Origin of the sequence: Sphingomonas mali NBRC 15500, from assembly GCF_001598415.1 — a bacterium.
In the GTDB taxonomy this organism is placed as follows: Bacteria; Pseudomonadota; Alphaproteobacteria; order Sphingomonadales; family Sphingomonadaceae; genus Sphingomonas; species Sphingomonas mali.
The window spans coordinates 1-23,927 of record NZ_BCYX01000028.1; the positions used below are offsets into that span (position 1 = coordinate 1).

The window sequence follows — 23,927 nt, forward strand, 5'->3', positions numbered from 1 at the left end:
AAGCCCCTCCCCTTCAGGGGAGGGGTTGGGGTGGGGCAGTCACGGGCGACGCGCTCTGCGAGGCATCCCCCACCCCATCCCCTCCCCTGAAGGGGAGGGGCTAGGATCAATCCAGCGCCCAGCGCGCGACCGGTTCGTATCGCGCGCCTTCGCCGGTCAGATGGCTTTCGTAGAGCGTCAAATGCCCGAGCTCGAACGGCTCGCTCGAAAACGCCGCGTGATCGGCGATCCAGCGCTCGATCGCCGGCCCGACGCCGGCGCTGCGCGGAATGCGGGCGAGCGTGACGTGCGGCAGATAGGCGCGTCCCTCGGGCGCCAGGCCGAGCCGGACCAGCGCCTGGTCGACCTTCTTGTGCAATCGCGCCAGATCGTCGTGCGGCGTGATGCCCGCCCATAAAGCGTCGACCCGCCCCTTCTTGTCGAACGCGCCGACGCCATGGATCGCCACGCGCGGCGACGCCGCATGGACCTGGCCCATCGCCAGCGCGACGTCCTCGGCCATCGGGCGATCGACCTCTCCGATATAGCGGATCGTCACATGGAGCTGCTCGTCATCCTGCCAGCGCGCATGCGGCACGCCGGCCATCGGCTCGCTCAGGCGGCGGCGAATATCGGGCGGCGGACGGAGCGCGACGAACAGGCGGTGCATGGCCAAACGTACTTAACCCATTTGCCGATTGTTTCCGAATGTTGCTGGCTGTCGTGTTTCGCTTGAATAGCGCACCAGGACCTACGATATTGGCCCCATCCGGCCGTTGTGGCCGGGCAAAGGAGTTTTCGATGGCCAATTGGTCTGATCCTCGTTCCGGCATGGCGCCCTTCGGCGCGGCGGTCGACACGCGCGGCGCCGCGTATGACGAGGGACTGCGGGCATATATGCTGTCGGTCTATAATTACATGGCCTCGGCCGTGCTGCTGACCGGCGTTGTTGCGTTGGGCGTCTATGCCTCTGGCGCCATCCAAGCGCTGGTCAATTTCCAGACCGGCGGATTGTCGGCGCTGGGCTGGATCGTCACGCTGGCGCCGCTCGGGATCGTCTTCGCGATGAGCTTCGGACAGCAGCGGATGGCGACCGGGACGCTGCAGGCGCTGTTCTGGGCCTATGCCGGCTTGCTCGGCGCGTCGCTCTCGACGATCTTCCTCGCCTATACCGCCTCCTCGATCGCGGGCGCGTTCTTCGCCACCGCGGCGGGCTTCGCTGGCCTCAGCCTCTACGGCTACACCACGAAGCGCGATCTGTCGGCGTTCGGGACGTTCCTGATCATCGGCCTGGTCGGCATCATCGTCGCCAGCCTGGTCAACATCTTCCTACAGTCGGGACCGCTCGGCCTGGTGATCAGCGTGGTCGGCGTGCTGATCTTCGCCGGCCTGACCGCGTGGGACACGCAGCGGACCAAGGCGATGTACAGCTATGTCGCGGGCACGCCCGATGAGGGGCGGGTCAAGATCATGGCCGCGCTCAACCTGTACCTCGATTTCATCAACATGTTCCTGTTCATCCTCCGCCTGTTCGGCTCGAACCGCAACTAAACGGCGGGCGACAGCAACGCGAAAATGGGCCCGGCGAAGCGATTCGCCGGGCCTTTTCGTTGGAACATCACCCGTCGCCCATACGTTTTGGTTGCGTAACATCAGGCCCGTGCGGGCCGAGTAGGAGGGTGACGTGACCGACATTCCAGCGACCGATCGCGATCGGCAGGGCGACAGCGCCGAGCATGTCGCACAGGACCCGCGCCAGGACGCCGGCCAGGACAAATCGATCGAAAAGCGCCTCAAGAAGGATCCGGAAAACGAGGATGCCCAGCTCGATCGCGGCCTCGACGAATCGATGGACGCGTCCGATCCGCCCTCCGCGACGCAGCCGGGCGACAAGGGCGGGCCGCCCAAATCGTCGGGATTTGACGAAGCCGCAGAGGCGGAGCGCCAGCAGGACAGCTGATCTGCCAACGCCGGGCGCGTAACAAAGCGTTGCCCAAAACCCTCACTTTCTTGTCGATTTGCGCGTCTGGCTCGCTTCGTCGCAAACTTTGTTGCGCCGCAACACGGTCTATGATTCCATGCTTAACGCAGGGCGACGAGGCGTTAAGCATGGCGTTAACCATCTGAGCGCATCATGCCCTTCCATTGGTAAGCGGGTGGGGTGTTCGAGATGAGTGCCAGCAAGAGACCGGCCGACGGCGCGATGACATTGGCCGAGATTAAAGAATTCGCGGGCTTTTCAGCAGCGACGCAGCGTTATGTGCGCCGCAGCCTGGATGTCGGGCTCGAGCGTGAGGATGCGCTGTCGCGCTGGTCGCGCGATACGGTGGAGGCGGCATCGATTCGCGCCCAGGCGCGGGTCTATGACCGGCTCGACGAGATTCGCACGATCGTCCCCGACGATAGCGGCCTCGATTCGGTCGAGATTTTCATGGCGCCGCTGATCACAGTCAGCGCGTTCGACCTGGGGCAGGGGCGGCTGACCAGCTTTTCGGCCTATCGCTTCCTCTACGAGCGCCTGATCGGTGCCGAGGTCCGGCCCTGGCTGCCCGGCGCGTTCTGCGCGGCGGCGGCATTGCCGCACCTTCACCCTGATCTGCGCCGCAAGCTGCTGCAGTCGATCAGCGAGGCCGCGGCTACCGCTTCCGGCTGGTCGAACCGTCAGCCCAGCTTCTTCCCGGCCTGGGTCGAAAAGGTCGACACCTCGGCAGCACTGCCGAACTGAATTCCTCCAGGCGGGCCTGACGCTGCTCAGCGACAGGCCCGCCACCCGCCGCGCGGCTGCTCGTCGAGATGCAGATGGTCGTGATGCGCGGCGTTATAGTCGGGCGACAAGGTGGTCGAGAACAGCCCGCACGCGCCATCGCGAACCTCGCGCAGGAACCCCGCTTTCTCGTCATCTCCCTGCCAGTCGCGCGCGACCGTGATCCGCCGCCCGTCCGCCAGCACGAACCCCGCGATGTCGATCGCCCGAGCATAGGAATGCTGGCTCAGATGCGTGCTGCCCGCGATCGGGCGACAATTATATGTCCCGAAATGCTCGAACGTCGCGACGCGGCTGCCGAAATGGCGCAACGCGGCCGGCTGGACGACATTCCATTCCCACATCGATAGCGCCGCGGCGACCGAGCACGCCATGCCTGGCTTGGCCGGATCGAACCCGATCGCGCGCGCGCCGCCGGGATCGAGCCGCACGGCATCGGCATAACCGCATTGCCCTTTCTCGATCGGCTCGAGTTCCGCGAAGTGCACGCCGGCACGCTCCAGCAACATCCGGCATTGCGGATAATCCCCGTCGAGCGCGGCCAGTTTGCTGCCCGTGAACAGCCCGACGGGCTGGCCGAGATCGAGCGGCGTCCAGGGCAGGTCCTGCGGCCGGTTGCGAAAATGGAGCACGCCGAGCACCAGGACGAACAATGCGGCGAAAAGGGCGAGCATGGCCCAGCCGCGCCGTTGGGCACGGCGCGCACGGCGCCTGCGACGGCGTGTCATCCCCGCATTGCCGAATGCAGGATTTCGCTCGTTACCGGGTACCCCAGATCGTCGGGAATGCAGAGATGCGGCACGCCCTCACGCTCTTCGCTCCACGGCGTGATCGTGCGCGGCGGAAAGGCGCGCGCGTCGGCGACCGCGTCGTCGAAGCTGGCATATTGCGCCAGTCGTTCGAGATTGCGGCGCGTCGGGAAGATCACCGTCGCGCGTCCGGCATCGCATTCGGCGAGCACCTCGGCCGCGCTCGCCCAGAAAAGGCGCGCGTTCTCGGTTGCGTCCACTGTCGCCGCGGCGACATTTTCGGGCGCACGCGCGAGATAAAAGCGCGTGTCGAAGATCCGCATATGGGCGTGCGCAGGCAGCCAGCGGGCGAACCAGGTCAGGGCGTCGAGATCGACCGACAGGCCATGGCGATCGAGCAGCAGTCCGAACGCCTCGCCGGCATGAAGGCCCTGGCGTAGCGCGATCAGCGTCGCGGCGTCGGGCGCCGGGCTGAGCCCCACCGGCACGCCCGCTTCCTCGATCGTTTCGCGGATCGCCGCGATCCGTGCCGGCGCATCCTCGGCATCGCGACTGAGTTCCGCGGCCAACGCCCGGTCACCCGGATCGACGCGCCCGCCCGGAAACACCAGCGCGCCGCCGGCGAACACCATCGCCTTGGCGCGCTCGACCATCAGGATCTCCGGCGGCATGCCGCCGCGGTCGCGCAGGAGGATCAGGGTCGCGGCGGGGATAGGTGGCTGGCTTTCGGGCATTGCGGCCAACTTAGGCCCTACCGAGCCCGTCGCAACCTCTTGCCGACCTTTCCCCCACCCGATTGCTCACGGACGGCGTCCTGTCTCCGTCAGATCCTAGAACAGCCCCGGCACCTCGCGCTGCGGCGTCGACGGCCGGTCGGGCGTCAGCAGTTCGCGCGCCTGTTCCGTCACCGGCAGCTGGGCCCTGGCTGCCAGTGGTGGCCCGCCGGCCGTGCTGGTGCTGGCACTCGCTGTGACTGCGGTACAGCTCTTGCCTTCCAGATAATCGAGCGCACGACGGGTCGATTGCTCGTTCGGGTCGCCCAGCTGATACGAAATGTCGTCGCTCGCCTGGCAACTCGCCTCCATGAAGCTGGCGAGCCCGTCATAATAGGCGCCGTTATGGGCCGCGTTCTGGATAGCGAAGGCGATCACGCGGAAACGATCGTCGCACGCGGTCTTGTCGATGGCGATCTGGCCGACCGGCTTGCCATAGGTGTTGGACCCGATCAGCGCGGCATTGGCGTGGAGGTAGGGCACCATGCCGTTGATCACGAGCTCGCTCGCCGACGCGGTCCCGCCGCCGCCGATGAACGCGATCTTGGTCGGCGCGATCGACTGCGACATCGGCGTGAAGGTGTGGTTGCTGTTCTGCGCCGATTTTTCGGGGCGGAAGGTCATATATTCCCAGACGTCGGTCGGCGCGCGGTTGGCTCCCATCAGATCGCCCATCAGATCGGCGACCGAAATCAACCCGCCGCCATTGTAGCGCAGGTCGACGATGATGTTCGTGATGCCGTTGGTCCTGAACCGCAGGAAAGCGTCCTTCAACGGCTGCTCGGCCGGATTGATGAAGGTCCTGAGGTTGATATAGCCGAATTGCTGTCCGCCATCGGAAATGATCTTGACGCCATAGCGGCTGGACACCGGATCGAGCGCGAAAGCGGTTTTGGTCACGGTGACGGTGCTGGTCGTGCCCGTCAGCGACGTTATCCGAAGCACGCGCGAGGTGCCGGCGGTGTCAGGGCCGAGCGCGTCGATCAGCCCGGCGGAGCCGGACGCCGCCATGATGTCGCTGACGTTGCGCAGATTCGAACTGCTCGTGCCGATCGCGACGATCTCGGTGCCGCGATCGATTCCGGCGTTGAGCGCGGCCCCGCCCTCGAACGCTTCGGTCACGAACAAGCGGTTGCTACTGGTCAACCCCAGGCGGACACCGAGACCGGCGCTCGATCCCGAATTATAATAGGCGTCTTCCTGCGCGATCGACGTCAGATAGGTGAAATACCGATCCTTGTGCTGCGCGCGCGCGGTCGCGGTCAGCGCGTCGACATAGTCCTCGACCGACGCATAGGGCGTCGGGTCCAGGCTGGCGGGCAGCGTATCGGGGAACAGATACCATTCCTTGAGCTGCGCGAAAGCCCAGTCCTGGCGCTCGCGCAGCGTGCAGCCCGCGGCGGTCGGAGTCGCGGTCGGTGTCGGACTCGGGGTGGGCGTCGGGGCTCCTCCGCTTCCGATCGTCGATCCGCTACCGCCACCACCACAACTCGAAACCATCGCGAGCGCGGCGATCGCGCTCAAGCCCCTGCCAAAGCGGCTATTCCTCATACGACCCCCTCTCAACACGGTGCCCTTTACGAGCCCCGGCACCATCCTGCGCCGGTCGTCGACAGTTGCCAAGGGGCTGAGGGGGCGTCATTTCGTCCATTGTGGTACGTAAGATCATCCATATCGACATGGATGCCTTTTTCGCCTCGGTCGAACAGCGCGACGATCCGGCGCTGCGCGGGCGACCGGTGGCGGTGGGATCGGCGACCGGGCGAGGCGTCGTCGCGGCGGCGAGCTATGAGGCGCGGACGTTCGGCGTGCGATCGGCCATGCCGTCGGTCGTCGCGCTGCGCCGATGCCCCGATCTGATCTTCGTGCCGCACCGGTTCGACGTCTATCGCAGCGTGTCGCGCCAGATCCGCGACATTTTCGAGGAGTACACCCCGCTGGTCGAGCCGCTGTCGCTCGACGAAGCGTATCTCGACGTCACTGCCAATCTGCGTGAGCTGCCCTCGGCGACCGCCACCGCGCGGGAGATCCGCGCGCGCATCTTCGAGGCGACGGCGCTGACTGCCTCGGCGGGCATTTCGTACAACAAGTTCCTCGCCAAGCTCGCCTCGGATCATAACAAGCCCAATGGCCAGTTCGTCATCCCGCCGGGGACTGGCGCCGATTTCGTCGCGGGGCTGGAGGTCGGGCGATTCCATGGCATCGGGCCGCGCACCGCCGAAAAGCTCAACCGGCTGGGGATCGTCACCGGCGCCGATCTGCGCGAGCGCGATCCGGCGTTCCTCCAGGCGCATTTCGGCAAATCGGGGCTGTGGTATCACAAGATCGCGCATGGCGAGGACGATCGCGAGGTCACCCCCGACCGGCCGCGCAAATCGTCGGGATCGGAAACCACGTTCGAACAGGATCTGACCACGCCGGACCAGGTGCTCGAGCAAGTCCGACGGATGGCCGACCAGGTCTGGGCATGGTGCGAGCGAACAAGGACGACTGGAAAGACCGTGGTGGTGAAGGTCCGCTACGCCGATTTCCGCATCGTCACGCGGAGCAAGACGCTGGGCGGTGCTATCGCCAGCCATGGTGATCTCATCGCGGTTGCCGAGCGGCTGGTGGCGACGTTGTTCCCGTTGCGGGCGGGGATCAGGCTGGTGGGGGTGACCTTGGCGACGCTGGAGGAAGAGGGGGCAGGGGAGCCGGAATTGGATTTGCTTTCCGACGTTTGATTAAACGCCTCCCCGGCGAAGGCCGGGGCCCAGTTTCGCGCCGTCTATTGGTGCGCGATTCATTCTCGTCGATAATTCGCCGCGGCTGGGCCCCGGCCTTCGCCGGGGAGGCGGCGATGATCTAGCCCAGCGGTTCCATTCACCGAACGAACACCCTGAACTCCGCGCCGCTTTCGGGCCCTTCGCCGACCTCGATCGTCCAACCATGCGCGATCACGATCTGGCGTACCAGGTTGAGGCCGACGCCCGTTCCCTTGGCCCGCGTCGTGAAGAACGGCAGGAAGATCTCGGTGCGCATTGCCTCCGGCACGCCCGGGCCGCGGTCCGACACCAGGATACGCGTCCCTGCGCCGTCCCCGAGCAACCGCAGCTCGACCAGCAGATGCTCGTCGCGCTCGCGCGTCGCCTGGGCGGCGTTGCGCAACAGATTGATCAATGCCTGAGCGAGCAGGTCGGGATCGGCGTCGAGTTCGAGATCGTGCGTCACCTCGGTTTCGAGCCTGATATCGGGCCATTCGGCGGCGAACAGGCGTTCGAGGTCGCGGACGAATGACGCCGCCTTGAACCGCTGGCGGCGCGGGTCGGGAACATGCGCCACGGCACGGTAGGAGCGGATGAAATATTCCAACCCTTCGGCGCGTCGCGCGAGAGTCCCGGCGGCGGTGCGCGCGAGGTCGAGATCGGGCTCCTGCTCGGCCAAGACCTCCGCCGTGCTCGACGCCAGCGAGGTCACCGGCGTCAACGAATTGAGGATTTCGTGAGTCAGGACGCGGACCAGGTCGGTTTGCGCCGCCATCTCGATCGCATCGAGCGTGCCCTGCACGGGTTCGACCGTGATCGCGCGCGTCGTCAGCCCCAGCCGCTCGAGCGACGCATTGCGCACGATGGCGCGTTGCGGCCCGGTCGCCGATCGCAGCAACAGCAGTTCGGCGGCGGGAGCGGCGCCATCGGCCAGGCGCGCGGCGAAGGTTTCGCCATAAACGGTGAAATCCTCCGGCCGGGTGCCCTGATGCGCCGCGAACAGGCGCCGCGCCGCCTTGTTGACCAAGGTCACGCCGTGATCGGCATCGACCGTCAGCAGCGCCACCGGAACATCGTCGGTCAAGGCTTCGAGGAACCTTAACTCCTCGACCGTGCGATCGCGCTGCGCTTGCAGTCCGCGCATCGCCGCGTCGAGCGCACCGCCCAAGGTATCGAACCCGGCGCCGCCGCGTCCGTCGAACCGCGTCGAAAAATCGCCATAGCGCAAGGCTTCGACGAACCGCGCAACGGTGCGATTGGTGCGGTCGATATGGTGGAGGAGGCCGGCCACCATGCCGAGTACGAGCAAGCCAGCGACGATCCTGACCGCGGCAAGACCTGGGGTTGCGATCGCCACCGTCAGGGCGATCAGCGCGAACAGGCAGGCGACCAGCCAGCCGACCAGGGTCAGCGCGAAGCGGCGGTCAAAGCCCATGCTTCTCCATTCGACGATAGAGCGCGGCGCGCGACAGGCCGAGCTCGTGCGCGGCGGACGAGATGTTGTAGCCGTGCTTCTTCAGCGCTTCCTCGACCAGCCGGCGCTCGACGCGATCGAGATTGAGATCCGACACCACCGGCTCGGCGGTGACTCGTGGTGTCGCCGCCGGGGCGAGGGCGAAGGCATCGCTCTCGAGCAGGCCGTCGCCTGCGAGGATTACCGCGCGCTCGACCGCATGACGCAGCGCGCGGACATTGCCGGGCCAGTCATGCGCGACCAGCGCTCCCAGCGCTTGTGGGGACAATTCGGGGCGCGGCCGTTTGTACCGTTCGGCATAAAGGCTGAGATAATGGTCGATCAGCGCCGGCACGTCCTCGCGGCGATCGCGCAGCGGCGGCAGGTCGATCTCGACCGTGTTGAGCCGGAACAGCAGGTCCTGACGAAACTGGCGCTCGTCGCGCAGCATCGCCGGGGTCATGTTGGTCGCCGCGATCACCCGGATATCGACCGGGATCGGCTGGTTCGCCCCAACCGGGGTGACCTTGCGCTGTTCGAGCACGGTCAGCAATTTGGGCTGCAGATGGAGCGGCAGATTGCCGATCTCGTCGAGGAACAATGTACCGCCATCGGCCGCCTGGATGCGGCCGACGCGATCGGTGCGGGCGTCGGTGAACGCCCCTTTGACGTGGCCGAACAATTCGGAGTCGATCAGCTCGGTCGCGATCGCACCCAGGTCGACCGTCACCATCTCGCGGTCGGCGCGATGCGATTGCTGGTGCAGTGCGCGCGCGACCAATTCCTTGCCGGTGCCGTTTTCGCCGAGCACCAGGACATTCGCTTCGGTCGGCGCCGCGCGCGCGATCAGCGAATGGACGCGCGCCATCGACGGTGCGCTGCCGATCAGCGGCGACGGCCCTCGGGCCGAGTTCGACGAGGCCGGCGTTGGTGCTGGCGCGTCGGCGGCGGCGCGCGATCGGCGCAGCGCGGCGGCGGTGCGCACCGTCTGGACCAGCCGCTCATTCTCCCACGGCTTGGAGACAAAATCGGTCGCGCCGCGCTTCATCGCCTCCACCGCGACGTTCACCCCGGCATGCGCGGTGATCATCACCACGATCGCCTCGGGATCGTTGGTCAGCAGCCGGTCGAGCAATGCCAGCCCTTCGCGCGCATCGGTCGCGCCGCGCGCGAAATTGGCGTCGAGCAGGATGACGTCGGGCTGGCGCCCCGCAGTGGCGGCGATCGCGCGCTCGGGCGACGACACGGTGATCAGCTCGCGGAACAGCCCGCGCAGCGCGAGCCGCGCCGCCACCAGGATATCCTCGTCGTCATCGACGATGATGCAGAGATCGAATTCCGGTGTCGCCATTGCCCGCTTCCGTACAGCCACTGTCCGAATACGGACAATCAATTTCCGTGCCAGCGTCGAGCAATGGGTTGGTTCGGAGACGAAAAGGCATTTGGCACGCATCCTGCTGAGCTGGGATCAGACCAACAAGGTGGACAGATCCGATGAAAGACACGGCAGCCAACCGCAAACTCCTCACGGTGCTCGTGTTACTCGGCGCGAGCTGGGTGCTGTTCTTTCAGCCGGCGTCGCACTGGAGCGCCGCGATCCAGATTTCCTCGGTCCGGATCGCCTTCTCGCTCCAGAGTGACACTGTCCGTTTCCGGACACCCGTGTCCGGAAACGGACACTCTTTATTCCTGCTGCAGATCGGGAGCGAGCGTTCGTGAATATCGCGTCGTTGAAGGCGGCGTCGTCCGCCACCACTGACCGGGCGGTCAGCGGCAGCCAGATGGACAAGGTGGTCGAGCGCCGCGGGCTGTCGCGCAACGTCAAGATTGCGATCGGCGCCGGCGCGGTGCTGGTGCTCGCCTCGCTGTTCTGGTGGTTCATGCCCGGCGCGGGATCGCAGACGGTGACCAAGAACCGGCTGACGATCTCGACCGTGCAGACCGGGCGGTTCGAGGATTTCATCCCGCTGCGCGCCAAGGTGACGCCGCTGCTCACCGTCTATATCGATTCGATCGAGGGCGGCCGGGTCGACAAGGTGCTGGTCGAGGACGGCACCGACGTCGTCGCCGGCCAGCCGATCGCGATGCTGTCCAACGCCGAACTTCAGCTCTCGACGCTCGCACGCCAGACCGAGGTCGAGCAGCAGATCAACAATATGCGGAGCCAGGAGCTCGCGCTGTCGCAGACCCGCTTGGCCAACGAACGCGCGATCCTGGACGCACAGCTCGCGCTCACCACCGCGCGCCGTCAATATGAGCGCGAGGCGCCGCTTGCAGCGAAGGGCTATGTGTCGGGCAAGCAGTTCAACGACACGACCGACAATTACCAATATCAGCAGCGCCGCCTCGCCGTGCTTCAGCGCAGCCAGGCAAGCGACGAACGGCTGCAGTCGGGCCAGCTCGATCAGCAAAAGGCATCGATGAAGTCGATGTCGGCGGGTCTGGGCATCGCCCGCACCAATCTCGACGCGCTCAACCTCAAGGCGCCGGTCACGGGCAAATTGTCGGGCTTCTCGATCCAGATCGGCCAGTCGCTCCAGCGCGGCGAACGGATCGGCCAGATCGATTCGCCGGGCAGGAACAAGCTCCAGGCCGGCGTCGACGAATTCTATCTCGGCCGCGTCCAGGTCAATCAGTCGGCGAGCGTCGACTGGAACGGCAAGACCTTCCGCGCGCAGGTGATGAAAATCTATCCCCAGGTGCAGAACGGCCAGTTCCAGGTCGACCTGCAATTCCTCGGCGACGAGCCGCAGGGTGTGCAACGCGGCCAGACGCTGCAGGCGAAGCTGACCCTGGGCGATCCGGCGCCGGCCAAGCTGATCCCCAATGGCGCTTTCTACAACGAAAGCGGTGGCGCCTATGTGTTCGTCGTCGCGCCCGACGGCAACACCGCGGTCAAGCGCCGGGTCCGGCTCGGCCGCCGCAATCCCGATTTCATCGAAGTGCTCGACGGGCTCGATGCCGGCGAGCGCGTCATCACCAGCCCTTACACCGGTTTCGCCGACAAGGATCGGCTCGACCTTTCGAACGCGAAGGAGTGAATACCATGCTGCATATGCGCGCGTTGTCGCGGACCTACCGCACCGACACCGTTGAGACGACCGCACTCGACGCGATCGACCTCGACATCATGCCCGGCGAATTCGTCGCGATCATGGGGCCGTCGGGCTGCGGCAAGTCGACCCTGCTCAACCTGATGGGCATGCTCGATAGCCCGACCAGCGGCAGCTATGTGTTCGACGGCAAGGAAGTTGCCGGCCTGTCCGAATCGAAGCTCGCCGACGTCCGCAAGGCATCGATCGGATTCATCTTCCAGAGCTTCAACCTGGTCGACGAATTGTCGGTGCGCGAGAATGTCGAGCTGGCGCTTCTCTATCACTCGGTCCCCGCTGCCGAGCGCCGCCGCCGCACCGAGGACGTGATGGACCGCGTCGGCATTGCGCACCGCGCGCGGCATTTCCCCAGCCAGTTGTCGGGCGGGCAGCAACAACGCGTCGCGGTCGCCCGCGCGCTTGTCGCCGAACCCAAGTTGATCCTGGCCGACGAACCGACCGGCAACCTCGACACCAATCACGGCGAGGAAGTGATGCGGATGCTCCAGACGCTCAACGCCCAGGGCTCGACCATCGTCATGGTCACGCACTCACCCTCGCATGCCGATTACGCCAGCCGCGTCGTCAACATGCTCGACGGCCGCATTCTCCAGGAACGCCGCCGCGCGGCTTGAACAGTAACGGGGAGGGAGAGGATCGGCGCCGATGCTGGGCCATTATCTGCTGATCGCGATACGCATCCTGATGCGCAACCGCGTCTATGCCGCGATCAATATCGGTGGCTTGGCGCTGGCGCTCGCCGGCTGCGTGCTGATCCTCGGCTATATCCGGTACGAGCAGAGCTATGACGGCTGGCTGAAGGACAGCGGCCGCTTGTTCCAGGTCCAGACCACGATCCGTCCGCCCGGCCAGCCCGATGTGCGGACGCAGGGGAGCCCGTTCCCGGTCGGGGAGCAGCTTGCCGCCGGATTCCCGCAAGTCGAAGCGGTCACTTCGCTATCGGCGGGCAAGACCGTGACCGAACGCGACGGGCAGCCGGTGTTCATCGACGCGACGACGGTCGATGGCAACTTCTTCAAGGTCTTCGGTCTGCCGTTCGCTTACGGATCGGCGGCGACTGCCTTGCCCGACACCAATTCGATCGTGTTGACCGAGAAGGAGGCGATCCGCCAGTTCGGCACCACCGACGTGCTGGGCAGGCGCTTCACGCTCGGCGCGGGGCCGGGCAAGCGCGACTATAAGGTGAGCGGCGTGCTGCGCGATCTCCCGCGCAACACCAGCCTGCGTATCGGCGTCATGTATCGCGGCGATATAGCCGACATTCCCATCGAGCGCCGCGGCTGGGGCAATTTCGATCAGATTCATTACGTCAAGCTGCGGGCCGGCGCCGACGCGGCGATGGTGAACGCGGCACTCCCGGGCTGGGAGAAACGTGTCGTGCCGACCGGCACGATCGACGGCAAGCAGTTTTCCATGGCCGATGTGTTCGACCTGCGATTGGAGCCGGTCACCGGCGTCCATCTGGGCAAGGCACAGGAAGCAGCGCTTACGCCGGCGGGCGATCCGCGCGCGCTGGTCACGTTCGCTGTCGTCGCGCTGCTGACGCTCGGCATGGCGGTGATGAACTTCGTCAATCTGACGACCGCGCGCGCGCTCCAGCGGACGCGCGAAGTGGCGTTGCGCAAGGTGCTCGGCGCGCGGCGGCGCGAGCTGATCGCCCAATTCATGGCCGAGAACGTACTGATTGCCGCGGTAGCGGTCCTGATCGCGATGGCGATCGCCGAACTCGCGATACCGTGGGTCGCGCGTGCGATGGGGGCCGATATGCAGCTCCACTATCTGGGCAAGGACGGCATGCTGCTTCCGGTACTGGCATTGTTCGCGATTACCGGCCTAGCCGGCGGGCTATATCCGGCACTCTATCTGAGCAGGTTCAAACCGGCGGCCGTGCTCAACGGCAATCGTGGTTCGACCGAAACCGCCGGCAGTGGACGGCTGCGTATGGCGCTCGTCGTCGTTCAGTTCGCCATCGCCATCGGCCTGGTGACCAGTACCGCAGTGATCTGGTCGCAGACTCGCTTCGTCGAGCAGGTCGATCCCGGCTTTCGCCGCGACGGGTTGATCCAGATCGCCAACGCCTGGCGCTATACCCAGGGCGGCGAATATGACGCTGCGCGACGGGCGATGCTGGCCATCCCGGGCGTGACCAAAGTAGGGCGGACCGGGCTCGGACCCGGCGATAGCGCCCCGAAAATGGTTTGGCTCGCCCGCACGCCTGGCGCGTCGCAATATGCCTCGCTGACGGCCTACAATATCGACGCGGATTTTCTGCCGACGATGGACGTCAAGCTGCTTGCCGGGCGAATGCTCGGCGATCGCCAGGCCGCCGATCGCATCGCGGACGAGACGCCGGCCCAACTCGCCACTCGAGGGATCAACGTGGTGGTCAACCGTGGGGCCGCGACCAAGCTTGGATATCGCGCCCCACAAGCCGCGATCGGCCAAGTCGTCGACGTCTGGTTCAACGGAGCGGCCAAAGTGCCCGCGACGATCGCCGGCGTGGTCGAGGACACGCGGTTTGGTACTGCCCGCGATGCGGTCGACCCGATCGTCTACGCCTATAACCCTGGCCTCACCAATCAGGTATTGGTCCGCTACGCCGCTGCGCGTCCCGGCGAGGTGATGGCTGCGCTCGCCAAAATATGGCGACGGTTCGAGCCCGAAATCCCGTTCGAGGCGCGCTTCACAGATGACGTCGTCCGCGAACTTTATGCCGCCGAACGCGCCCGCACCATATTGTTCGCGAGCTTCTCGCTGCTGGCGATCGTGATTTCCTGTCTCGGCCTCTACAGCCTCGCCGCCTTCGCCACCGAGCGCCGCACCAAGGAGATCGGGATCCGCAAGGTTCTGGGCGCACGAAGCCGCGACATCGTTCGCCTGCTCGTCGCGCAGTTCAGTCGGCCCGTGCTGATTGCCAATCTCGTCGCCTGGCCGGCCGCGTGGTGGGTGATGCGCGATTGGCTCAACGGATTCGATGCGCGCATTGCGCTCACGCCGACGCCGTTCCTCATTGCCGGCGGCCTCGCCCTTGTCATCGCGGTCGCGACGGTCGCCGGGCAGGCGATCCGCGTCGCGCGCCGCAATCCCATCCACGCTTTGCGCTACGAATAGGAGAAGCCATATGTGGCGCAACTACCTCACTGTCGGCATCCGCTCGCTGCTCAAGAGCCGCCTCTATGCCGCGGTCAATATCCTCGGCCTGGCGATCGGGCTCGCGGCATGCGTGCTGATCCTGCTCTACGTACGCTACGAGCGTAGTTACGACGCGTGGCTGCCGGGCGCCGACCAGGCGTTCCAGCTTCAGACCTATTACCACCCGACGCCGCAAGGCGGCGAGGAAATGTACCTGCAGGCCAGCTCGATCCCGGCGGGCCGGGCGCTGGCGAAGGACTTCCCGCAGGTCGAGAAGGTGGTGTTCGTACGCGCCTTCTCGCCCGTCGTGATCCAGGATGGCGATCCGTCGCAGACCAATATCCGGATGGTCGACGGCAACCTCTTCGACATCCTGCAAGTGCCGTTCGTCGAGGGTGACGCGCACACCGCGCTCAACGACACGCACTCGCTTGCGATCAGCCAGAGCGAGGCCAAGCGGCGCTTCGGCAAGGCAGATCCGATCGGCAAGACGCTGACTGTGGTCGATAACGCCGGCAACGTGGACTATCGCGTCACCGGCGTGTTCAAGGACATTCCGAAGAACAGCAGCTTCAGCGCGGTGATGGTCGCGCGCTTCGATATCGACGTGCAATATGCCGACCGCACCCAATCGCTGAGCAACTGGGACAATCAGGACGGCTATTTCTACGTCAAGCTTCGTCCCGGCAGCGACGCCGCGGCGATCAATGCGCAAATCCCCGCCTGGGAAAAGCGCAACATCCCCGACCGGGTTAGCAACGGCCAGCGCTACAATCCCGGCGATGCCCAGACCTATCGCCTGGTCAACATCCGCGACGTCCATCTCGGCAAGGCGCAGGCCAATGCGATGACCCCGGGCAACGACGCGATGACCGTCGCGACCTTCGCGGTGATCGCGTTGCTGGTGCTCGGCATGGCGTGCGTGAACTTCGTCAACCTCGCCACCGCGCGGGCGTCGCAGCGGGCGCGCGAAGTGGCGCTGCGCAAGGTGCTGGGCGCGAGCCCGCGCCAGCTGATCGTCCAGTTCATCGGGGAATCGGTGCTGGTGTCGCTGATCGCGTTGCTCGTTGCGTTTACCGCGGTCGAATTGATCCTACCGTTCTTCAACCGCTTCCTCGATGCCGATATCCGGCTCCACTATCTGGGGCTCGACGGCGTGCTGGTCCCCGGCATGGTCCTGGTGCTGCTGGTCGGCGTCTTCGGCGGGCTTTATCCGGCGATCTATCTGTCGCGGTTCGAGCCAGCGAAGATCCTCAAGGCCAACAAGTCGGCGGCCGATGCGCAAGGCTCGGGCCGGCTACGCAATTTGCTGGTCATCGGACAGTTTGCGGTGTCGATCGCGCTGATCGTCTGCACCAGCGTGATCTATACGCAAACGGTCTACGCCCGCACCGTCGATGCCGGCTATCACCGCGACGGCCTGCTGCAGATCGACAACCTCGGCTTCAAGGGCGTCAACGACCAGCAGGCGTTGTCGATGGTCGAGCAGATCCGCCGCCTGCCCGGCGTGCGTGCCGCGGCGGCGACGCAGATCGCGGTCGCCCCCGGCAACAATTCGGTGAGCGCCTATACGCTGCCGGGCAGCACGTCGTCGGTCGAACTCGGCACCTATGCCGTCCAGGAAGGATTCTTCCAGGCGATGGGCATGCGCCTGCTGGCGGGCCGCGGTTTCTCGCTCACCTACGGGCGCGATGACGCGACCACGCCGTTTCCGGTGAACCCCGATGCCGAGCGCGCACTGGTGGCGCGGGGGCTCAACATCGTGATCAGCGAAAGTGCGGCGCATCGCCTGGGATTCGCCGACGTGCGCAATGCGATCGGCAAACAGCTGTCGGGCGCGCTGACCTTTCCTGAGTTCGGATCGGTGCCCTGTACGATCGTCGGCGTCGTGTCAGACGCGCGTTTCCGGTCGCTGCGCGAGCCGTTGCAGCCGATCGTCTATGTCATGCAACGCACCGGGTTCGGCCAGATCGCGGTGCGCTATTCCGGGGTCGCCCCAGGCGCGATGCGCGATGCGGTCGAGCAGATCTGGCGGCGTGTCGCGCCCAACGTTCCGTTCAAGGCGAGCTTCGCCGACGACCTCGTGCGCGCGCAATATGACCGTGAGACCGCGCGCGGCGAGTTGTTCGCGGCCTTCGCCATCCTCGCGGTGGTGATCGGATGCCTGGGCCTGTTCGGGCTCGCCGCATTCACCGCCGCGCGGCGCACCAAGGAGATCGGCATCCGCAAGGTGCTGGGCGCGCGCACCCTCGACATCGTGCGACTGCTGGTCTGGCAGTTCAGCCGGCCGGTGCTGATCGCCAATCTGATCGCCTGGCCGGTCGCCTGGTGGCTGATGCGCGACTGGCTCAACGGGTTTGACACGCGGATCGCGCTCGGCCCGACTCCTTTCGCCGTCGCCGGCGCGCTGACGCTCGGCATCGCGCTGGCAACCGTCGCGGGTCATGCGATCCGCGTCGCGCGCACCAACCCCATCAACGCTTTGCGGTACGAATAGGAGAGTCCCGATGTGGCGTAATTACCTGACCGTCGGCATCCGTGCTCTGCTCAAGAGCCGCGTCTATGCGGTCATCAACATCGTCGGGCTGGCAATCGGCCTGGCGGCTTGCCTGCTGATCCTGACCTATGTCCGCTACGAGTTCAGCTATGACCATTGGCTGCCCGAAGCCGAGAACACCTACGAGCTGGCGACAGAATATCTGCCGTCGCCGGGCGGGCAGCAGCCCGGCACGTCGCTGACCACCGCCTATGTCGCCGGCGGCGCGCTCAAGAAGGACTTCCCTCAGGTCGAGCGCTTGGTGTGGGCGTCGTCGCAGAACGTGACCTTCCTCCAGGATGGCACGCCGACCGCCGCCAAGAAGGCGCTGATCACCGATGGCCCGCTGTTCGACGTGGTGCGCGTGCCTTTCGTGCGCGGCAATGGCGCGACCGCGCTCGATGATCCGCATTCGATCGTGCTGAGCGAGAGCGAGGCCGGTGCGCGGTTCGGCGACAGCGACCCGCTGGGCAAGACGATCACCGTCTCCAGCGGCGACATGACGGCCGATTACCGCGTGACGGGCGTGTTCAAGGACCTCCCCAAGAACAGCCATTTCGACATGACCACGGTCTTGCGGATCGACCCGGTGGATTATTTCCGAAAGACACCCGATGTGGTCACCTCCTGGACCTGGTCGAACGGAGAGATCTACGTCCGGCTTAAGCCGGGTAGCGACCCCAAGGCGATCCAGGCGCAATTGGCCGCCTGGAAAAAGCGCAACATCCCCGACGATGTCGGCAGCAATCCGGTGACCAATCCCGGCCAGTTCGAGGATTTCCACCTGATCAATGTGCGCGATCTCCACCTTAGCAAAGGCACCGGGCAGGGGCGGCCCAACGGCAATCGCCAGTCGGTACTGACCTTCGGCGTGGTCGCGCTGCTGATCCTGGCGATGGCCTGCATGAATTTCACCAACCTGGCGACCGCCCGTGCTTCGCAGCGAGCCCGCGAAGTCGCGTTGCGCAAGGTGCTGGGCGCTAGCCGCCATCAGCTCATCACCCAATTCGTCGGCGAATCGATGCTGGTTTCGTCGATCGCGATGTTGATCGCGCTGGCGCTGGCGGAACTCGCCATCCGGCCGCTCAACGCCTTTCTCGATGCCGACATGACGTTCCGCTATTTCGGTCTGTCGGGCATCCTGCTTCCCGTCATCGGCCTGACAGTGCTGGTCGGGCTGGCGGGCGGCCTATATCCCGCTTTCTATCTGTCGCGCTTCGAGCCGGCGCGCATTCTAAAAGCCAACAAGTCGGCGGCCGATGCGGAAGGCAGCGGGCGGCTCCGGAGCCTGCTCGTCATCACCCAGTTCGCGGTGTCGATCGGGCTGATCATTTGTACCTCGGTCATCTACGCCCAGACCGAATATGCCCGTAATCTCGACGCGGGATACAAGCGTGACGGGCTGCTCCAGCTCAACGGCATCGCCCGCGCGCCGGTAGAGGCGGCCGCGCCGACGCTGCTCCAGGAACTGCGCAAGCAACCCGGTATCGTCGACGCCGCGCGCGTGTCGCTCGGCATCGCGTCGGGCAACAATTCGACCACCGACGTCAACGTGCCGGGCGGCAAGCCGGTCACGTTGGGCGTCTATGGCGTCGACACGCATGCCTTCGATACGTTGGGGATGCGCGTACTTGCGGGGCGCAATTTCTCCGAAGCGGTCGCGATGGACGATTCGACTCTGCCGAATCCGCCCGATCTCAACGCCGAAAAGGCGCTGACAGGGCGCGGCGTCAACGTGGTCCTGTCCGAATCGGCCGCCCGGCGTCTTGGCTTTGCCTCGCCCGCAGCGGCGGTCGGCAAGCAGGTCCAGTATATCATCGCCAGCAACGAGGCGGGGGCGGTCACTGCCAATGTCGTCGGCGTGGTTAGCGATGTCCGATATCGCTCCGCGCGCGATCCGGTGCAGCCGATCATCTATTATTACATCACCAGCGGTGCCTTCAATCAGCTGATGGTGCGCTTCAGCGGCGATCCGCGAACGGCGCAGGCGACGGTCGAGCGGGTGTGGAAGCGCTCGGTGCCTGGCTTGTCGCTCAATTCGCGCTTCGTCGAGGACATCATCCATGACCTCTACAATATCGACGAGAAGAGTGCGCAATTGTTCGGGATGTTCGCCATCCTGGCGGTGGTGATCGGCTGTCTCGGCCTGTTCGGCCTGGCGGCGTTCACCGCCGAACGCCGCACCAAGGAGATCGGCATCCGCAAGGTGCTCGGCGCACGCACTCGCGACATCGTGCGGTTGCTGGTCTGGCAGTTCAGCCGGCCGGTGCTGATCGCCAATCTCGTCGCCTGGCCGATCGCCTGGTGGCTGATGCGCGGCTGGCTCAACGGCTTCGATACGCGAGTGACGCTGACGCCGCTGCCGTTCGTCGAGGCGGGTTTGCTGGCGGTAATCATCGCGGCGGGGACGATCGCCGGGCATGCCGTGCGTGTCGCGCAGGCGAGCCCGATCAAGGCATTGCGTTACGAATAGGGTTCAGGGGAGGGCCTGAAAACTGCGGCGCCGGGGCGGAAACGTCCCGGCGTTTTCTTGTGCCGGTATCGGGATGTTGAGGAGCGGCGGGCTTCCCGCACTCGCTGTCGCTTGTGAATTTTCCCGGCGAACGTCCCCCGGACGTTCGCTATGTCGGGAAAATTGGTCGGGGAAAGAGGATTCGAACCTCCGGCCCCTGCCTCCCGAAGGCAGAAAAATGGGCCTTTCTGGGACTTAATGAAATCAATAAGCCATTATAAAATATTGACATTTGGTCCCATCCGATCCAGCGTTTTCCAACCATGTTTTCCGTACTTTTTCCGTACGGAATGAACGAGGGGGTCGGCGATGGCGCTGGATTTGAGCAGGGTAAAGGAACGCGAAGCACTTCCCTCACGGCGTGAGCCGCATTGGCAGCGCATTCGACCCGGTTGTTTCTTGGGCTATCGGCCATCGGCGCGCGAAGGCCTCGGTACGTGGATTGCACGTGCTTATGATGAGGATCAGCGCGGTTATCGGCTCAAAGCGTTGGGAGATTTTGGCGATCTGCCGGGGCGTGATCGGTTTGCGGCTGCGAAGAAGGAAGGCGAGGCTTTCGCGGAGTTAGTCGAAGCGGGCGGCCAGACAGAGGAGACGGTCGAGACCGTCGAAGACGCCTGCCGCCGCTATGCCAAGATGAACCCCGAAGCCGAGGGGAGATTCAGGCGGCACGTTTATTCTGACGCCATCGCCAAATTGAAGCTGGCGAAGGTAAGGCGCAATCATTTGAAAAGTTGGCGTGATCGACTGGAGGCAAAGCCAGCGCCAGTCAGCCGGCGAAAAAAGGGCCATCCGCTTACCCGCCCACGCGCGCCATCGTCGGTCAATCGCGACATGGCGATGCTCCGGGCGGCGTTGAACAAGATACTTGCACCCGGTGCTCCCGATACGGAGGCTGCGTGGCAGGAAGCGTTAAAACCGATCAGAAATGCTGATCGGCAAAGGACCCTCTATCTGGATCGCGATCAGCGCCGCGCGTTGCTCGCAAATGTTGAGGCCGAAGCCGAGCCGTTTGTACGAGCGCTCTGTTTGCTTCCCTTGCGACCTGGCGCCGTCGCCAATCTCACCGTCGCCGATTTTGACGATCGAACCTCGGAACTGAGCATCGGGAAGGACAAGAGCGGAAAACCCAGACGCATTCTGATTCCATCGGCGGCGGCCAAACTATTTGCCGCACAGGCGAAGGGCAGGTCGCCCAGTGCCCCCTTGTTCGCGCAGGCTAACGGTAAGGCATGGAACAAGGACGCCTGGAAAAAGCCGATTACCGACGCTGTGATCGTGGCGAGGTTGCCCATGGGTGCCACCGCCTACACGTTACGGCATAGCACGATCACGGACCTCGTAAATGGCGGACTTCCGTTACTGACCGTGGCGCAGATCAGCGACACAAGCGCCGAAATGATTGAGCGGCACTACGGCCACCTTAGCCGTCACGCCGCAGCAGAAGCGTTGGCTGGGCTCGCACTTTAGCCGCCCATTACCGGACCCGGCGGAGGGGATTGGGAACCTAAGGGCTTGGATGATCGGTGACGGTGTAGAACATACGATGACGCATCCAGCGGCGACGGCGGCCTCTGGCCAGCCGGTGCAGCGCGCGGCGTGTTCTCGTCCTGTCAGCTCGACAACTTGCGTTTCTCGATCTTGGTCAGCCGCCAATTGATATCGTGATTGCCTCTCGCTGCTGCACGCAAGAGCGGGAGGGATTCGAACCAATTCAATAAATGGCTGATTTACCTTGGTTCTGATCGATCCGCTTTTTACCGATACCTGGGAATATACCCCGGAAAGGCCAAAAAACTTTTCCGCCTGAAAACCGATACTTGTCAGCTCAGTTCGACGGAGTGCACGGTATTCGAACCCACGATACAAAGCAAGTTTCGGCCATACGGGAATGACCGGCTCTGGGACATTTCTGCCGGTCACCGGTAATGTGGCGAACGGCGGCTCTTATCAAATGCCGACGTTCAGTGATCGCACCTCATGATATCATGCGCCGACTGAAATTGGGCCGCTTGCCGACCGGCAGCTTTGGACGAGCAGGCTGCTAAAGCTGACGACGCTCTTCCTGGCTAGACAACATAGGTAACGGAGTTGCGGCTAGTATTACGGCAACCGTTTCGTCTGGCTGGTCCCACATAGGGAAATGTCCGCTGGCTTCGAACCAGTGCAGATCGGCGGAGGGGAAGGCGCGTTTTGCCCGAGCTGCCTGCCTCGGCAGACACAGCCGATCATGGCGGCCCCAGCCGATAACAATTCGGCGAGAAGGATCGGCGGCCGGACCAGGTTGCTCAGGACCGCCTGCAAGGTCACGGACCAACGCGTCAAACGTCGGCGTTCTGCTCAGGCCCTCTAACTCCGTCGCAACGACGGTCGGATCGAGCGCCCAAGGGCGCGCGGACAGCTGTGCCAGCAACGCGGTGCGCGACGCGGCGTTCTTGCTCAGCATCGGCAAGGCCGGCCGGATAGCGCGAAGCAGCCGCCCCGAAACGCCTATGGTAGTCTTGAAGAATGTGCGTTCCCAGCCGCGCCAAAAGCCGCCCGGATCGAGTGCCACAACGTTGCCGACGCGGCCCCGCCGAGCGAGTTCAAGCACGATCCGTGCGCCCATCGAGCTGCCGACGACATCGATCCCGTCCAGTCCTTTATCGGCAATGTAGCGCTCGACGCTACCGACGAGACCGTTAAAGGTCCCGCTATCGCGTTCTTCCGGCGTAGCGCCATGTCCAGGGAGGTCGATCGCAATAACCGTACGTTCGGCGCCGAGGGCCTCCAAGATCGTGCTCCAGGATTGCCAGCTTCCGCCGAGACCGTGAACAAGTAGCAGCTTGCGGCCGGAGCCGCGTTGGACCTCGTACATTCAGGGGATACTCCGGGTGATGGAGACGCTGAACGATCAGGATCAGCCTTTGGGGCCGACCCGCGCCCTTCGGCGGCTTGCAGCACACAAAAGTCCGGCCGCAATGACCGAGATCGAGGCGCTTAGCCGCCGCCTCGCGGTCTCGAGTGAGCGGCCGCTCATCGCATTTTAGCGCTTATGAGCGACCGCTCGTCAAAGACACTCAAGCCAGACCCGACTTATCCAGCCCAAAGGCCTTGTCCTGCGAACCAGGCACCGACTGGAACGCGATCGAGGCGCGGTTCCAGGCGTTGATCACCATCACCATGTACGTGAGGTATACCAATTCGTCTTCCGTGAATTGGGCGCGAGCCTGCGCGTAAATCTGGTGCGACACGCCATATGGCGACAGGCGAGTGAGTGCTTCGGTCCATTCCAATGCAGCGCGCTCGCGGTCGCTGAACAAGGGTGACTCTCGCCAGATCGGGACGTGATGAAGGCGAAGCTCGCGCTCGCCATGCAGCTTGGCCTGCTTGACATGCATGTCGAGGCAGAAGGCACAGCCATTGAGCTGTGACGCGCGGATCTCGACCAAGCTCAAGACTGCCTGCTCAATTGTCCCCTTCTTAAGCGCGAAGGTAAGCTCAGTCAGCTTCTGCGTAAGCGCCGGCACTTGGCGCATGTGATTTAACCGTTCGGACATGGGGTAACTCCAATATGTTGCGAGTGGGTCAGGCCTTGGCTTTCACCGGCAAGCGGAACGGCGCGCCGAGCCGGTTGAAGGCGTTCATCGCTGCGATCGCAATTGTCAGGTCGACAAGATCACGCGGTTCGAACATCGCTGCCGCGGCGGCATAGGCCTCGTCGGAAGCATGGGTCTCGCTGACCCGCGTTACCTCTTCTGCCCAGGCGAGCGCCGCGCGATAGCGGGGCTCGAACAGGTGCGGCACTTCCGCCCAGACCGGCAGCAACACGACCTTGTCGAGCGGCATGGTCTTGAGCAGGTCGCGGGTGTGCAGATCGATACAATGCGCGCAGCCGTTGATCTGCGACACCCGCAGGAAAACGAGGTGGATCAGTTCTTCCGGCAGGCTGGTGCCGGTCATTAAATAGTGGTGTACACCGAACAGCGCCTGTGCGCCTTTGGGCGCCACCTCGTGCCATACGAGCCGCTTGATATCGTTCATGCCGTCATCCTTTCGCTGCAGCGTCCAATCGACGCTCGCTGCACTGACGACGCGGACTGCGGCGGCGTGACATGGCGCATGAAAAATTTCGAATTTTTCGAAGGCATGTCACATTGCGCCTGCCTGTCTCGTCACATCAGGCAGGCTAA

At 64.6% G+C, this 23,927-nt stretch carries 20 protein-coding genes; 11 read left to right on the top strand and 9 right to left on the bottom strand.

Annotated elements, in window-relative coordinates:
• Positions 1-106: 106 nt before the first annotated feature.
• Positions 107-649, bottom strand: a complete 543-nt coding sequence (gene thpR, locus SMA01S_RS17350; protein ID WP_066825249.1) for an RNA 2',3'-cyclic phosphodiesterase — start codon at positions 647-649, stop codon at positions 107-109.
• Between the two features lie 131 nt (positions 650-780).
• On the opposite strand from thpR, the gene SMA01S_RS17355 reads away from it, so the two are divergent.
• From SMA01S_RS17355 to SMA01S_RS17365, 3 genes are all read left to right on the top strand, one after another.
• Complete coding sequence (locus SMA01S_RS17355) at positions 781-1,530, top strand: Bax inhibitor-1/YccA family protein (RefSeq protein ID WP_066825258.1); 750 nt, start codon at positions 781-783, stop codon at positions 1,528-1,530.
• Between the two features lie 133 nt (positions 1,531-1,663).
• Positions 1,664-1,939, top strand: a complete 276-nt coding sequence (locus SMA01S_RS17360; RefSeq protein WP_066825261.1) for a hypothetical protein — start codon at positions 1,664-1,666, stop codon at positions 1,937-1,939.
• Positions 1,940-2,149: 210 nt separating this feature from the next.
• Entirely contained in the window at positions 2,150-2,704 is a 555-nt protein-coding gene (locus SMA01S_RS17365) for a hypothetical protein (protein WP_066825348.1), read from the top strand.
• 26 nt (positions 2,705-2,730) lie between these two features.
• Here SMA01S_RS17365 and SMA01S_RS17370 read toward each other — a convergent pair whose 3' ends face one another.
• The 3 genes from SMA01S_RS17370 to SMA01S_RS17380 all read right to left on the bottom strand — a co-directional run bounded on the left by SMA01S_RS17370 (position 2,731) and on the right by SMA01S_RS17380 (position 5,816).
• Positions 2,731-3,417, bottom strand: coding sequence for an extensin-like domain-containing protein (locus SMA01S_RS17370; RefSeq protein WP_066825267.1), 687 nt, complete (start codon positions 3,415-3,417; stop codon positions 2,731-2,733).
• Between the two features lie 50 nt (positions 3,418-3,467).
• Positions 3,468-4,226: an NUDIX hydrolase gene (locus tag SMA01S_RS17375; RefSeq protein ID WP_066825268.1), complete on the bottom strand. Its 759-nt coding sequence runs from the start codon at positions 4,224-4,226 to the stop codon at positions 3,468-3,470.
• Positions 4,227-4,322: 96 nt separating this feature from the next.
• Entirely contained in the window at positions 4,323-5,816 is a 1,494-nt protein-coding gene (locus SMA01S_RS17380) for a S41 family peptidase (RefSeq protein WP_174543164.1), read from the bottom strand.
• A 101-nt stretch (positions 5,817-5,917) separates the two neighbouring features.
• On the opposite strand from SMA01S_RS17380, the gene dinB reads away from it, so the two are divergent.
• Entirely contained in the window at positions 5,918-6,988 is a 1,071-nt protein-coding gene (gene dinB / locus SMA01S_RS17385) for a DNA polymerase IV (RefSeq protein ID WP_281179193.1), read from the top strand.
• Positions 6,989-7,127: 139 nt separating this feature from the next.
• Here the strand turns inward: dinB and SMA01S_RS17390 are convergent, their stop codons facing one another.
• Both SMA01S_RS17390 and SMA01S_RS17395 read right to left on the bottom strand, forming a co-directional pair.
• Positions 7,128-8,444, bottom strand: coding sequence for a sensor histidine kinase (locus SMA01S_RS17390; protein WP_066825272.1), 1,317 nt, complete (start codon positions 8,442-8,444; stop codon positions 7,128-7,130).
• Positions 8,434-9,813 (bottom strand): sigma-54-dependent transcriptional regulator, encoded by a 1,380-nt coding sequence (locus tag SMA01S_RS17395; RefSeq protein WP_066825275.1) that lies wholly within the window; start codon positions 9,811-9,813, stop codon positions 8,434-8,436. Before SMA01S_RS17395 ends, SMA01S_RS17390 begins: the two co-directional genes overlap by 11 nt.
• Before the next feature lie 143 nt (positions 9,814-9,956).
• Here SMA01S_RS17395 and SMA01S_RS17400 point away from each other — a divergent pair, with 143 nt between their 5' ends.
• From SMA01S_RS17400 to SMA01S_RS17430, 7 genes are all read left to right on the top strand, one after another.
• A complete protein-coding gene (locus SMA01S_RS17400) occupies positions 9,957-10,181 on the top strand; it encodes a hypothetical protein (protein WP_066825277.1) in 225 nt (74 codons plus the stop codon).
• The gene (locus SMA01S_RS17405; RefSeq protein WP_066825280.1) at positions 10,178-11,503 is read left to right on the top strand and encodes an efflux RND transporter periplasmic adaptor subunit; all 1,326 of its coding nucleotides are present in this window, start codon (positions 10,178-10,180) and stop codon (positions 11,501-11,503) included. The genes SMA01S_RS17400 and SMA01S_RS17405 overlap by 4 nt, the downstream gene beginning before the upstream one ends.
• Before the next feature lie 5 nt (positions 11,504-11,508).
• Positions 11,509-12,189 carry an ABC transporter ATP-binding protein gene (locus SMA01S_RS17410; RefSeq protein ID WP_066825360.1) on the top strand — a complete coding sequence of 227 codons (681 nt, stop codon included), beginning with the start codon at positions 11,509-11,511 and terminating at the stop codon, positions 12,187-12,189.
• Between the two features lie 31 nt (positions 12,190-12,220).
• Positions 12,221-14,686, top strand: a complete 2,466-nt coding sequence (locus tag SMA01S_RS17415; protein WP_066825286.1) for an FtsX-like permease family protein — start codon at positions 12,221-12,223, stop codon at positions 14,684-14,686.
• A gap of 10 nt (positions 14,687-14,696) precedes the next feature.
• Positions 14,697-17,204 carry an ABC transporter permease gene (locus SMA01S_RS17420; RefSeq protein ID WP_066825289.1) on the top strand — a complete coding sequence of 836 codons (2,508 nt, stop codon included), beginning with the start codon at positions 14,697-14,699 and terminating at the stop codon, positions 17,202-17,204.
• 10 nt (positions 17,205-17,214) lie between these two features.
• The gene (locus SMA01S_RS17425) at positions 17,215-19,716 is read left to right on the top strand and encodes an ABC transporter permease (protein ID WP_066825291.1); all 2,502 of its coding nucleotides are present in this window, start codon (positions 17,215-17,217) and stop codon (positions 19,714-19,716) included.
• 348 nt (positions 19,717-20,064) lie between these two features.
• Complete coding sequence (locus SMA01S_RS17430; RefSeq protein WP_066825293.1) at positions 20,065-21,225, top strand: tyrosine-type recombinase/integrase; 1,161 nt, start codon at positions 20,065-20,067, stop codon at positions 21,223-21,225.
• A 574-nt stretch (positions 21,226-21,799) separates the two neighbouring features.
• Here the strand turns inward: SMA01S_RS17430 and SMA01S_RS17435 are convergent.
• From SMA01S_RS17435 to SMA01S_RS17445, 3 genes are all read right to left on the bottom strand, one after another.
• On the bottom strand, positions 21,800-22,612 hold the full coding sequence (locus SMA01S_RS17435; protein WP_066825295.1) for an alpha/beta fold hydrolase: 813 nt from the start codon (positions 22,610-22,612) through the stop codon (positions 21,800-21,802).
• Positions 22,613-22,814: 202 nt separating this feature from the next.
• The gene (locus SMA01S_RS17440; protein WP_066825299.1) at positions 22,815-23,294 is read right to left on the bottom strand and encodes a carboxymuconolactone decarboxylase family protein; all 480 of its coding nucleotides are present in this window, start codon (positions 23,292-23,294) and stop codon (positions 22,815-22,817) included.
• 28 nt (positions 23,295-23,322) lie between these two features.
• Positions 23,323-23,778: a carboxymuconolactone decarboxylase family protein gene (locus SMA01S_RS17445; protein ID WP_174543165.1), complete on the bottom strand. Its 456-nt coding sequence runs from the start codon at positions 23,776-23,778 to the stop codon at positions 23,323-23,325.
• Positions 23,779-23,927 lie beyond the last annotated feature (149 nt).